General features: G+C 58.2%; 8 protein-coding genes. 3 read left to right on the forward strand and 5 right to left on the reverse strand.

Going from position 1 to position 12,533, the window contains the following annotated elements:
* Position 1: 1 nt before the first annotated feature.
* A complete protein-coding gene (locus tag AACY11_RS21115; protein WP_339495658.1) occupies positions 2-1,255 on the reverse strand; it encodes an MFS transporter in 1,254 nt (417 codons plus the stop codon).
* Positions 1,256-1,516: 261 nt separating this feature from the next.
* Complete coding sequence (locus AACY11_RS21120; protein ID WP_221731630.1) at positions 1,517-1,657, reverse strand: hypothetical protein; 141 nt, start codon at positions 1,655-1,657, stop codon at positions 1,517-1,519.
* Between the two features lie 157 nt (positions 1,658-1,814).
* Between AACY11_RS21120 and AACY11_RS21125 the strand changes: the two genes are divergently transcribed.
* Positions 1,815-2,003: a hypothetical protein gene (locus tag AACY11_RS21125; RefSeq protein WP_221731631.1), complete on the forward strand. Its 189-nt coding sequence runs from the start codon at positions 1,815-1,817 to the stop codon at positions 2,001-2,003.
* Between the two features lie 18 nt (positions 2,004-2,021).
* Here the strand turns inward: AACY11_RS21125 and AACY11_RS21130 are convergent, their stop codons facing one another.
* Positions 2,022-2,399, reverse strand: coding sequence for a fe2+ zn2+ uptake regulation protein (locus AACY11_RS21130; RefSeq protein WP_339465762.1), 378 nt, complete (start codon positions 2,397-2,399; stop codon positions 2,022-2,024).
* 301 nt (positions 2,400-2,700) lie between these two features.
* Between AACY11_RS21130 and pvdQ the strand changes: the two genes are divergently transcribed.
* A complete protein-coding gene (gene pvdQ, locus AACY11_RS21135; RefSeq protein WP_339495659.1) occupies positions 2,701-5,046 on the forward strand; it encodes a bifunctional acylase PvdQ in 2,346 nt (781 codons plus the stop codon).
* 53 nt (positions 5,047-5,099) lie between these two features.
* On the opposite strand, the gene AACY11_RS21140 is transcribed toward pvdQ, so the two are convergent.
* Positions 5,100-6,101 (reverse strand): FecR family protein, encoded by a 1,002-nt coding sequence (locus AACY11_RS21140; RefSeq protein WP_339495660.1) that lies wholly within the window; start codon positions 6,099-6,101, stop codon positions 5,100-5,102.
* 190 nt (positions 6,102-6,291) lie between these two features.
* Entirely contained in the window at positions 6,292-11,142 is a 4,851-nt protein-coding gene (locus AACY11_RS21145) for a dermonecrotic toxin domain-containing protein (protein WP_339495661.1), read from the reverse strand.
* A gap of 214 nt (positions 11,143-11,356) precedes the next feature.
* On the opposite strand from AACY11_RS21145, the gene AACY11_RS21150 reads away from it, so the two are divergent.
* Positions 11,357-12,397 carry an Ldh family oxidoreductase gene (locus tag AACY11_RS21150; RefSeq protein ID WP_339465756.1) on the forward strand — a complete coding sequence of 347 codons (1,041 nt, stop codon included), beginning with the start codon at positions 11,357-11,359 and terminating at the stop codon, positions 12,395-12,397.
* Positions 12,398-12,533 lie beyond the last annotated feature (136 nt).

The following is a 12,533-nucleotide window of genomic DNA, read 5'->3' on the forward strand; positions in this document are numbered from 1 at the left end:
TTTATCGAGGAGGGGCGAAACAGTTCTTTGCGGCTCGCAAGAACCCGTGAAGCAAGGGCAGGCACATCAGGCCACTGAGCGCGGCGCAAATGGCGAAGAGTTCGAGACGTGTGCCGCCACCGATCGCCGCAATGATCGAGCCGTCGACACCCATCACGGCAATGGAAAGCATGCCGATCATGGCTGAGACAAGACCTTTGCTGTCGTCAGTACTGAATAGCGCCAGGCGATACAGCGCGGCATTGCTGATACCCAGTCCAACGGCGTACAGCGACAGACCGGCCACCACTGGCCCCACACCTGCGCCAGACAGTGCGCAACCTATCAGTGTCAGCAGGCCCAGGCAGAACGGCCAAAGCGCCAGACGAATCAACTGTGGTAACGCGTGAGTGACCAGCAAGCGGTCGAGAATCAGGTTGCCAACGATCACGGCAGAGAAAATCGGGATTTGCCATAGTCCGTACTCAAGCGGCGTCAGGCCCTGCAACTGGATCAGCAGCAACGGTGCCAGGCCGATCCAGGCGATCAAGGGCAGACTCATCAACCCTAGTGCGAGGCTTGCGCCGAGAAACCTCCGGTTGCCGAGCAGGGTAAGGTAGCGCCGGCGGATCTGGCGCAAGGAGAAGGGCACCGGCGCTTGCAGGCTGCCATCTCGGCGCACAACGCCGACGGTCTCCGGCATGTAGGCATAGAGCCCCAGCCACACGGCGGCGGCTGCCAGACCCAGGCCCAGGCCCAGAAACAGATCGCGCCAAGTCAGCCATTCCAGCAATAGACTGCCGAGTATCGGCCCCAGCAGCGGCGACAACAGCGCAACGTTGCCGAGCAGCGCCATCAAGCGCACAGCATCGGCCTCGCTGAACACTTCCTGAAGCGCCGGATAACTGACCGCCACAACAAAACCCACGCCCATGCCCTGCACCAGTCGCAGCACATTGAACGCTTCTATGCTGTGGATGGTGAAAGCGGCTGTGCAAGCGGCGGCGAACAGCGCGCAGCCGATCAACAACACGCGCCGTCGTCCCCAGTGATCGGATAGCGCTCCGATCAACCACTGCAGGCAAACACCCCCCAGTAGATAAAGATTGAAAGCATTGGGTACATGACGGGCATCGGCCTGTAGTTGCGCGGTAACGTTCAACATGGCCGGCATGATCAAGTCACTGGCCATATAAGTCAGTAACTCAAAAGCCGTAAGGGCCAGACAGAATCCGATAACTTGTCGTGGGGCGATTTTAATCAATGTTCTCTGCATGGACTTCCTTGTTTATAGTCGCGGAAAAGTTTGCAGAGACTAGGCGGAGGTGCTCTTGTCACCTAGCGCTTTGCTGAGACATTAAATTTCAAATGCTTGCAGGTTATTTAATGGATCAGAAAAGTTGTGAGGCGCACTAAGTTGTCGGCGAGTTGTGATAAAACAATGCCCGCTGAATGGCGGGCATTGTTTACAGGGTCGGTTTTGTGCGCTTCCACCTGCCGCAATTATTGGTAAACGGGCAGGGTGAACGACTTCCTTCTAACGATGTTGATAATAGCCAGGGCCTCCCTGGTAATGGCGATGGTGATCACCATGCCAGCCGCCGTGGGGGAAAATGATGCAACCACTCAGGGTCAGCAGGGCAAGAACCGGAATCAGCCAGGTGATTCGACGCAGCATTTCAAAAATCCTCATGGTTACGCCGTCATGAAGCCAAAACTCTTCAGCGGCTGTAATATGAGACCCCGTTTGCAGCGGCGCATCCCCGTAAAACGGTAAGCGCATGGCATGCAAGCGGATACAAACCGGATACATTCCAAAGTTTCAGGAAGCCGCAATGACCCAGAAGCAACGCTTGATTTTTTCGATTGTGATCGCCGTGTCCGTGCTGGCAATCATGCTAGGCCTGTCCTGGCTGCAAAACGCCGGCATGATCAGTGAGAAGACATTTCAGTACATCGCCATCGGTGTGGCGGTGGTCGTGGTCGTGATCAACGGCGTGATGCGCCGCAAGGTCAAACCCTGACGGCGCTCGCCGCACGCATCAATCGTTGTTGAGAACGGCAGCAGCCTGCGGATGCAGGCTGTAGCTCTTGTCTGCATTGAAGGTGATCACACCCTCGGCGCACAGACGCTTGAGGACTTCGCGCACACTGAGAAACGACAGCGGAATACCCAGATCCAGCAATTGGCTGTGGACGCCGCGCACGCCCAGATGCCGATCATTTTGGGCCGCAACCAGCAGGGCGTCGATGACTTTCAGACGGATCAGGCTGGTGCGCAGACCGAAGCTTTTCAGCAGTAACCGGATACGTTCATTGCCGTGACGGTCGACGCGTTGCCCGAAATCGCTCGCGTGGGGGCTCATGGAAGCTCCTTGTGGGGCCTGGCTACCGTCCGTTGGTAGTTGCGAGTTGTACATTCGATTACTCCTTTTCAGAGCCTGATCGGGAAAGGTTTTTGACGGTCTTTCAAACAAGACGTATCAACGCGACAAATCATGAAAGAAAAAATGTAGAAATTTTGTCGGAAATTCGTCCTCTCTGTGTAATCACGGCACATAAGCGCTGTTGCGAGGGCTAAATTTTTTTCTACAGGTTCGTCTTCATGACAGGCTCATCGCGCGTGGACGCATGGGTGTTTCCAGAACGGACCCTCGGCCCTTCACAGGCCTGGCGCAGCAACGCCGGGTCCGCTCTTCGGTATTTTGATCAGGAGCGAGCGTGATTATTTCCAGGCACTTAACCAGACTGACCTCTGCCGGTATGTTTCTTGGGCTGAGCCTGTCGGCCCATGCGTTCAGCCCGGCCCTCGATACCAGCGCCGAAATCCGGCGCACCGGTTTTGGCGTGCCGCATATCCGTGCGCAAGACGAACGTGGTCTCGGTTTCGGGATCGGATACGCCTATGCGCAGGACAACCTGTGTCTTTTGGCCAACGAGATCGTAACGGTCAATGGTCAGCGTTCACGCTATTTCGGGCCGGAGCAGTTCACCGTCGAACAGCGCGAAAACCGTGTCAGCGATGTGTTTTTCACCTGGCTCAATACACCTGAAGCGGTCAAAGCATTCTGGCGGGCGCAACCTGTTCAGGTGCGGGATCTGGTGCAGGGGTATGCCGCCGGCTATAACCGCTATCTAGCCCAGCGCCGTGAGCAGGGCCTGCCGCAACAATGTCAGGGCGAGTGGGTGCGCGATATCACGCCTCAAGACCTGGTGAAACTGACGCGTCGCCTGTTGGTCGAGGGGGGTGTCGGCCAGTTCGCCGAAGCCCTGGCGGGCGCCACGCCGCCCCTTGCCACGGCTCGGGTTGAACACGTCAGTCACGCCTACGCGTTGGCCGACGCCCGCCTGCAGCGCTTCGCACTGGACCGTGGCAGCAATGCCGTGGCGGTGGGCAGTGAACGCTCCTTCAACGGTCGCGGGATGCTGTTGGCCAACCCACACTTTCCCTGGGTTGGCGGTATGCGTTTCTATCAAATGCACCTGACCATTCCTGGCAAGCTCGATGTCATGGGCGCGGCCTTGCCGGGATTGCCGATGATCAACATTGGCTTCAACCAGCACCTGGCCTGGACTCACACAGTCGACGCTTCCAGGCACTTCACCTTGTATCGGCTGCAACTCGATCCGAAAGACCCGACGCACTATTTGCTCGACGGTCAATCAGTGCCGATGAGCAAGCAGACGGTGACCGTGCAGATCAAACAGGCTGATGGGCAGGTAGTGCCGGTCGTACGTGACGTCTATAGCTCGAAGTTCGGGCCGATCGTGCAGTGGCCGGGCAAGCTCGACTGGGATAATCAGTTTGCCTACAGCCTGCGTGATGCCAACCTCGATAACGATCGTGTGCTCAAGCAATGGTATGCAATGAACCAGGCTTCCTCGCTCGAGCAATTGCAGAACTCGGTGCACAAGATCCAGGGAATCCCGTGGGTCAATACGCTCGCAGCGGATGACAAGGGGCAAACGCTGTACATGAACCTGTCCGTGGTGCCGAACGTCAGCCGTGAAAAACTGGCCAGGTGCAGCGACCCGCGAGCCGGTACCAAGATGATCGTGCTGGACGGCGCCAACAGCGCTTGCGCCTGGGACATTGATCCGAAAGCTGCGCAAAAGGGTATTTATGCGTCCAGCCAATTGCCGCAATTACTGCGCAAGGACTTCGTCCAGCACTCCAACGATTCCGCTTGGCTGGCCAACCCGGCGCAACCGCTCACCGGTTTCTCACCGCTGATCAGTCAGGAAGGCCAGCCGTTGGGCTTGCGCTCCCGGTTTGCGCTGGAGCGTCTGGCTGGCCTGAGTAAAAAAGGGTCGGTGGCGGTGCAGGATCTGCAGCAAATGGTGATGGATGATCAGGTCTATCTGGCGAGCCAGGTTGCACCGGATCTGTTGGCGTTCTGCGCCACCGATCTTGGTGCCGATGCGCAAACACTGAAACCGCTGTGTGCCAGCCTCAAGGCGTGGGACGGTCGGGCCAATCTGGATGCGGGCCTGGGCCTGGTGCATTTCCAGAACATCATGCAAGCGTTGCAGACGTCAGGGGATATCTGGCGCGTGGCCTTCGATCCGAACGACGCACAACATACACCGCGCGGTCTGGCTGTCGAGCAGCCTGCAGTGGCCAAGGCTCTGCGTGAAGCGATGCTGGCGTCGGTCGCATCGGTCGACAAGATGGGCCTCACGCCGCAAACCCGTTGGGGTGATATTCAAGTGGCCAGCAGTGGTGGGCAGCAGACGCCGATTCATGGCGGACCGGGTACGCTGGGGATCTACAATGCCATCCAGAGCGTGCCCCGCGAAGACGGCAAACTTGAAGTGGTCAGCGGCACCAGTTATCTGCAAGTCGTGACCTTCGATGAGAAGGGGCCGCACGCGCAGGGACTGTTGGCGTTCTCGCTGTCCAGCGACCCGGCATCGAAGTATTCGCGGGACCAGACCGAGGCGTTCTCTAAGAAACGGTGGAGTGTGCTGCCGTTTACCGAACAACAGATCCTGGCGGATCCGCAGTATCAGGTGCAAACCATTGGTGGTTCGCTGGGCAAGGCCGCAGAAGTGGCTGCGCAATAAGCACAGCGTTAATTGAGCCAGGCATGAAGGCCGCACCCGCAAGGGCGCGGCCTTCAGCTTTTTGGCGGTTGCTTGGGCATCGAATTGATTACCGGGTTGCCTTCCTTGTTGCGCGTCAGATAGACGGGCAAGACTTTGGGCAGTGAGTGGGCGAGGTTGTCGAGTTCTTTGATGTTGTAAATGCCGCCCACCCGAATCGAACCGGTGTGGGTGTCGGCGAGCATCAACGGCTTGGCCAGATAGCGGTTGATCAGCGGCAACGCGTCATCGAGAGCCATGTTGTCCAGCACCAGTTTGCCGCTGCGCCAGGCCAGTGATGTGTCGTTGGGGTAGGTCTGGCTGACCTGCGGCGTGTAGTCGCCGTGTCTGTAGCGTGCCTGCATGGACGGTCCGAGACGCAAACCATCGCCCGGTAATGCGGTGTTGCTGCTCACCAGCACCGAGCCTTCGATCAGGTTGACCCGCACTTGATCCTCATACTTCCAGACGTTGAAACGCGTACCGGTTACCCGAATCCGGCCCTCGCCGGCACGTACGATGAACGGGCGAGACAGGTCGTGACTGACCGCAAAGTACGCCTCACCTTTTTTCAGGGTGACTCGCCGTTCGTTTTTGTAATTGCTGAAGGTCAGATCAGTGTTCAGGTTCAGTTCGAGCTGACTGCCGTCACTGAGCGTGACCTGGCGGACATTGTCGGTGGCTGAGAGATGCTGATAGCTGTTGGGTAGCCAGCCAAGATTCCATCCGGTGTAGGCTCCCAGCGGCAACGTGAGCGCGCAGACCGTCGCCGCTATAACGTATTGACGCCACGAGCGGGCTGGCTGGGCAATCGGCGGAGCAACGGCAGGTTCGGGGCGTGGCAGGTGTCCGGCAACGTCCCAAATCTCCAGCATGGCCTCATACTCGAACGCATGCAGCGGATGCGCGGCGTGCCAATGCTCAAAAGCGCGACGCTCTTCATCTGTGCAGTCAGCGGCGTGCAGGCGCATGCACCAGTGCGCAGCGGCATCGGTGACGGCATCGTATTCGGCTTCCGAGAGAGTGTCTTGGGTCATTGAGTCGTCCTGATTTCGCACATTCTAACCTTGACGGGAAGTGGCCGAGAACATCAGTCATGGCATTTGCCCATCAAAACGGAAACTATTTTTTCTCGGCTACCCAACCAGAAGGACTGATTCGCGTACCCGAATGATGGCTGTGAAGGCGTGCGCAGGTTTCGATCCCTGCGCATTTTTTTGTGCTTTTTCAGGGGCGCGGCACCGGATCCAGTTGCCGACCCATCTCGCAAACGAGGCGGGCGATGGAGTCGGCGTTGCGCAAAATCACATCGATGCGCACATCCGCTGAGTGCCTATCAAGAAACGCATCGCGCGCCTCGTCCATGGTCGGGGTGAGGGTTAGATCGAGAATGTCTTTGCTGATGTCCTCAGCCCCCGGGATTTTATCCAGACTGACAAATGAACCTTTTTTCCTGCTCCAGCGTGCAAACAGCGTTTCGCGCGGGGTCGTGAGCGACAGCGCCTGGGTCTGGAGGTCTACCAACTCCTGCTCGATAGTCTGGCCGTACACCGTGAGGGTTTCGATCAAGTCGTGAAACGGGCGCCGTGCCTCCAGGGTGGCAATATCCTTGGCCTTCGAATACTGGTGGGCAAACTCGTGGATCAGTGTCGCTGCTTGGGCGTGGCCATCAATGTCGAAAGGCTCGATGAGGGACGGTGCATACCAGCTCAACTGCGGGTTGAAATAGTTTTCGGTGAAGTGAACCATTTTGCGGTGGTCGTCGTTCAGCACAAACGCAATGACGCAGGACTGGAAAGCATTGGAGCCCACAACGAAGCGATCTGTGTTCAACAGATCATCGTCGGGATCCACCAACGCCCGGCAAATGGGCACGATCGCCTTGTTGAGTTTGCTCAGTAAACCGCTATCGACTTGGGCCACGCCGAAAAACACTTTGAGAAATCCATCCAGGCGGGTGCCAGGAACGTTGGCTTTCAACTGGGCCAGATTGTGCAGGCTGTTGAATGCATAGAAGCGGGCAAGATCAACAGCGTGCTGCAGTATTTGCGCTTTCTGGGGATGGTTGCGGCGTATCTCCTTCATACCGATGGCTTCGATGTTCAGCATGACCCTGCGATCCAACTCCAGGGTGTATCGCTTGTGCAGTCTGGAGATTGCTTTGCCGTAGTGCACCGCATGGCGATCGGGCGCCAGCAAGAGTCGCGAGCCGGTCAACCGTAACGACGGACCGGGCTTTTCATCGTCAAGAATCTGCCAGACCGCCCCGGGTTGGTCGACACGATGAACCTTGCCGTCGATAGCGGTATACGTGCGCTTGGTGATCGGATCCTCATACGTGCCGTTTTTCGCGTCACGCTTGAGGTCCTCAAGCGCCACAGCCGTGTTTTCAAACGCCTGTAACTCGGTGCGCCTGGGTGACGTTAAACGGATCTGCGACCACGCCGGGGCCACCAGGGCGGGCGAGTTCGACAATGCGTCAACGTTACCGGCGGTGCTCTCTGTTTTGGTTGAAGAAAGAATGGAGAGCGCGGATTCTGCTGAGGCGGCGCTTTCGCTCGTGAGGCGGCCCAGACTGATCATCTGCACTGCGCCGTCGATAAATGATTTCAGGGCTTGCGTCCAATGATGATCCTGCAGGTTTTCAGCCGAATTCTTGAAATCCTTGTATGCCTGCCAAAGGAATGTCACGTACGAGAGCTTGCCCGGCAGCAACCCCGAGATCGGATGGGGGCCATGACTGAACAGGTTTTTCGCCGCTTCCCAGTCGTCTTGAGCATGGCTGAGCGCCTGGCAACTCAACAATTGCGGCAGCAGTTTGAGATTGTCACTGAAGAGCCTGTGCAACAGGTTGCCGGTAATGGCACGGCCCGACAGTGTCATTTCGCTGGTTTCGCCGACGCTCGCCTGCCAAAGCCCCCGAAATACCGATTGCTGTTCGATCGGCAGCCGGCGAATCACCAGATCCTGAAAGCTGCCTGGCGTGTTCACGGCCGCGATCAGGCTCTTCTCATCGGCGAATTCGCGAAAAAGCTCTTGCGCATAGGGCGCATAAAGGACCATTGGCCCCGGCTGACCGCCGCCCGGGCCAATGATGTAAAGACCAAGCGCTTCGACAGCGCTTGCGCCTGCTGTTTTGACCAGCGACAACGGATATGCCGTGGCATGAGCGCCCTCAACGGTTGCCCGTGCTATGCCGTCCGGTATGTCCAGCACTTGGCAAAGGTAATCGAAGGCGCTGGCGGACAATTGCTGTTGCAGTTTCAATCCATGTGCATGTTGCAACAGTTGCCAGGGCGTCTGCCGAATGAAGCGCTCTTTGCGTGCTTGGGCCTGAGCAGGGTCACCGGAGAGCGCATCGGTAATTTTTCTGGCGAAAGTCGTCGGAATCGCCAGCGACAACAACAGTTGCCGGACGGTATTTTGATCCAGGCCTGCAGGGAGCGGTTTTGTCGTCCTTGCGGCGACTTTGAAGCCGGTGCCCTGGGCGATGTTGATGTGGTTCAACGCAAAATCGGTGAGCGCGAGGGCAGGGCCCGCCAAGGCCAGATTGGGGATGATCTCGATGTCTTGCGGCTCGAGCGGGTTGCCTTTGAATCGAGCGTCGAGCAATGCCTTCAACGTCTGACTGACGTAATCGGCCAGAGAGGGCAGGCCGCTGAGGTAGTCCTTGTGATCGACCACGCTGCGGCGCCATTGCTCAAGCAGTTCGAGATGCAACTGTTGCTCGTCCACGGGTGCCATACCCAGCCAGGCGGGTAGCGATTGTTGCTGGTTGATGGCCGTTGCCAGGTGAATCGTTCGCAGCAGGTTGGTATCGATTGCCGTTCTTTTGAGCGTGGCCAGGGCTGGGGCGAGTCCGGCGCGGTCCTTCAGGCGTTCGCGTACCGCATCGCAACGTGCAAGGAAGTGCTCAATGCCAGATTGTGCGCGGTTGTGCAGAATATTGTCCTCGATCAACCGTAAGGGACCCAGGGTGTACGCCTGATGGTGCTGGCGTGCCTGGGGCGCAAGGTTTTCCAGAAAAGCCAGACGCGCCACGCTGTCCTTCAGTCTTCGGCCCAGCGCCTGCCGCGCAACAGCAATATTGGGCAAAACTTCCAGCCCCAGTGCGGGTGTCCACACAATCACCCTTCCCGAGTGCAGGTCGTCGAGCCCGCCACGTTCTGTCAGCAGAACGCAATGAGCCAAAGGCAAAGGCTCTTTCGCACCGGGACTTTCCAGGCTGAGTGACCAGGCGTCGGGGCGAAATCCATTGAGTGAACGTCTATTGTCACGGCTGGGCTGATCGGGATGGAACACGGTATCGACAATTGCCTGCTCGGCCGTTTTAAGCGAGCCACTGAGCACCCGCAACGCCGCTTCACCGGTTACCCCGACAAACAGCGAGTGGGCCAACTGTGATCTCATTTTCTCAAGGTAACTGCGCTGCTCCTTTACGGTGGTGGGCTGCCCCCTGAAGGAGCCCGTGAGCAAGGCATCGATGCCATCGCATGTTCTCGCGACTTCCCGGGCCCTGTGTGCCAGCACCCTGGACGGTTGTTGCACGCCGGCCAGCACCGGCCTTGTCGACCACCGTTTACCGGCATCCAGCGCCAGCAACCGCTCATTGATCATCGAGCGGATATCCAGGGCTTTATCGAACATGGCATGGATATCAACGCAGCCATCGCTGTGGCGGTAAACCTGCAAGGCAAATTCGATGCTTTGCCTCTGTTTGGTGATGATGGCCTCGAACAACACATTGAAAATATCGCCGCCGATGCTTTCGCCACTCACCTGAGGCCGGTCGAAGCCAATAAAGCGTTGACGCTCTTCAAGGTTCAACAAGCCGTAGAATTCGTCCTCGTGCCCAGGCGCGCGCAGTTTGCTCAACACGGTATCTTTCAGGTCGTTGTAATCCTCAAGCACCTGCAAACCCATGGTCGGTGTGTAAAGACAGGCGTCTGTGTGGCTGATCATCAAAGAGCCCGCCAACTCGACATAGTTGGGCTCGTACTCCCACAGGCGCACTTTTTCGAGGATCGGGCGAGGGGTCGACAAGGCCGCCGGCTGAATCATCTGGTGCAGGGTGGCGAATTGACTGGCGTCGAGGGTGCCGGTTTCGCGCTTGATCATCAGTTCGGCGCGTGCCTGTTCTTTCAGTGCTTCACCGAAGAAGATGCGCCGTGTTGATCCCTGCGTGGCGGGAGCGTTCCAATAGCCTTCCATTTCGTGAAACAGCAGCATCTGCAACTTGCCCGATGCCTGTTGCAGCGCCTCTTCCCAAATTATCTGATCACCTTTGACCGGCACATGCCCGGGGTTGGAGAACTCATGCAATTGATCCGGCGGCCAGCTTCGATGCCGGTAAAGCATCAGCACGGCTTCGCTCAGGCTTGTTGAGTCATGCCAGTGCCGGGCCGGTTCCGAACCTGAGGCGGTGTCAGGGTTGGTGACGGCGGCGTCCGTGTAAAAATTGACTCGGGTTTGCCTCTGCTTCAGGTCGGGGAAACCGGCTTTCAACAGATCATCAAGGATCGTTTCTATCAGGGAGGTGAGCGAGGGCAAACGCTTCAACTCGCCAAGCATGGCCGCCGCGTTCAGTTTCTGGCACGCCAGAATGGCGCTCTTCTGGCTATCGAAAATATCCCCCTCGATTGTTTCGTAGCTCAGCGTAAGGCTGCTCTGTTCGACCACTTCTCTGCGCTGGGATAAAGCGAGAAAAGCCAGCAACTGATCCTCTTCTTTGGCTTCCTCCAAGCGTTTTTCGAGTAACGCCTCTAGGGTCGCAAGGCTGTCGTATTTCTGGATGCCATCGTAAGGGGTGTAGAGGATTGCGCCCTTGTCGTCGGGGGTTTCGCTGATGATGAAACTGCCGGCCAGCCTGATGGGCGCAGCCGTGCCGGCGCTGATGCGAATGTCTCGGGCGAGCATCGGCGGCGATTGCTCGCTGCGTAGCGCGTGTGTGGCCAGTTTCACATGGGCCAGCCATCTGAAGTCTTTGCTGTTGAGGTTGTGGGATTTGCCTGTTTTTTCCCAAAGACCGGGAAAGTTCAGGGTTTCGGGGAACAGCAGTGGGGCGGCTGTCTCAGGCATCATCGGGTCTCGGTAGGGCGCGCTGGGCGCAAAAAATGAGGCCAGAGACTAAGCGGTGTGCTGCGGGCAGAGGCGGTAGATAGTTATCGCATTGCGAGCGCGAGCGCGGGTCATGCTGTTGCAGGGTTGACAGGGGGGCGCTTGGGCGTGGTTAATCGGTTCGCAAGTTGTCGGTACGCTGTTGTTCCCTCCAATCATCATTCTGGAGCTTCAGATGTCTGCGCCACTCAACCCTGTGTCTTCTGCTGCCTCGACCTCGTTAACTTTCGAAGCGCTGACGCAATTGCTTGAAACGATTTTTCTGCGCCATGGCACGTCGACGGAGGTCGCCAAGGTGCTGGCCGCCAACTGCGCCGGGGCCGAACGTGATGGTGCCCACAGCCACGGCGTGTTCAGGATTGCGGGCTATGTCTCGACCCTGAAAAGCGGCTGGGTCAACGGACATGCCATACCGCAGGTCGAAGACGTCGCCTCGGGTTTCGTGCGCGTCGATGCCGGCAACGGTTTTGCCCAGCCAGCGCTGGCAGCCGCCCGGCCGTTGCTGGTTGAGAAGGCCCGTAGCGCGGGAATCGCAGTGTTGGCGATTCGCAACTCGCATCACTTTGCAGCCCTGTGGCCGGATGTCGAACCCTTCGCTGAAGAAGGTCTGGTGGCACTGAGCGTGGTCAACAGCATGACCTGTGTGGTGCCCCACGGCGCTGATCGGCCACTGTTCGGCACCAACCCGATTGCCTTTGCCGCGCCACGGGCCGGCGCTGCCCCGATTGTCTTCGACCTGGCCACCAGCGCAATTGCTCATGGCGACGTGCAGATCGCTGCGCGCAAAGGCGAACGGCTACCGGCAGGTATGGGCGTGGACAGCCTCGGTCAGCCAACTCAGGACCCCAGGGCGATTCTCGAAGGCGGGGCGTTGTTGCCGTTTGGCGGCCACAAGGGTTCGGCGTTGTCGATGATGGTGGAGCTACTGGCAGCGGCGCTGACCGGCGGCAATTTCTCATTCGAGTTCGACTGGTCAAACCATCCCGGCGCCAAAACGCCGTGGACCGGGCAGTTGCTGATCGTGATTGACCCGAGCAAAGCGGCCGGTCAAGGATTTGCCGAACGCAGCGAGGAACTGGTGCGCCAGATGCACGGTGTCGGGCTTAAACGATTGCCGGGTGATCGTCGGCATTTGCAGCGTGCCAGATCGCAGGCCGAGGGCATTGTGCTGGATGAGCAAACCCTGGCGCAGTTGCGGGAACTGGCCGGTTATTGAGTTTTGCGCCTGTCTAGTCCTGAAATAGGTTTACACCTATCTCACCCTAACGCCCGATGCACTGCATCGGGCGTTTTGTATTTTAAGGACAGGTGCGGGCGCTCTTGGTTGTAGATCAAGACCGCTTCCCGCACCA

The sequence above is a fragment of the Pseudomonas sp. RA_105y_Pfl2_P56 genome (assembly GCF_963970845.1).
Taxonomy (GTDB): domain Bacteria; phylum Pseudomonadota; class Gammaproteobacteria; order Pseudomonadales; family Pseudomonadaceae; genus Aquipseudomonas; species Aquipseudomonas baetica_A.

Coding starts and splice junctions, on each gene's coding strand:
- AACY11_RS21115 (WP_339495658.1), bottom strand. CDS start 1,255: ATGCAGAGAACATTGATTAAAATCGCCCCACGACAAGTTATCGGATTC.
- AACY11_RS21120 (WP_221731630.1), bottom strand. CDS start 1,657: ATGCTGCGTCGAATCACCTGGCTGATTCCGGTTCTTGCCCTGCTGACC.
- AACY11_RS21125 (WP_221731631.1), top strand. CDS start 1,815: ATGACCCAGAAGCAACGCTTGATTTTTTCGATTGTGATCGCCGTGTCC.
- AACY11_RS21130 (WP_339465762.1), bottom strand. CDS start 2,399: ATGTACAACTCGCAACTACCAACGGACGGTAGCCAGGCCCCACAAGGA.
- AACY11_RS21140 (WP_339495660.1), bottom strand. CDS start 6,101: ATGACCCAAGACACTCTCTCGGAAGCCGAATACGATGCCGTCACCGAT.
- AACY11_RS21145 (WP_339495661.1), bottom strand. CDS start 11,142: ATGCCTGAGACAGCCGCCCCACTGCTGTTCCCCGAAACCCTGAACTTT.
- AACY11_RS21150 (WP_339465756.1), top strand. CDS start 11,357: ATGTCTGCGCCACTCAACCCTGTGTCTTCTGCTGCCTCGACCTCGTTA.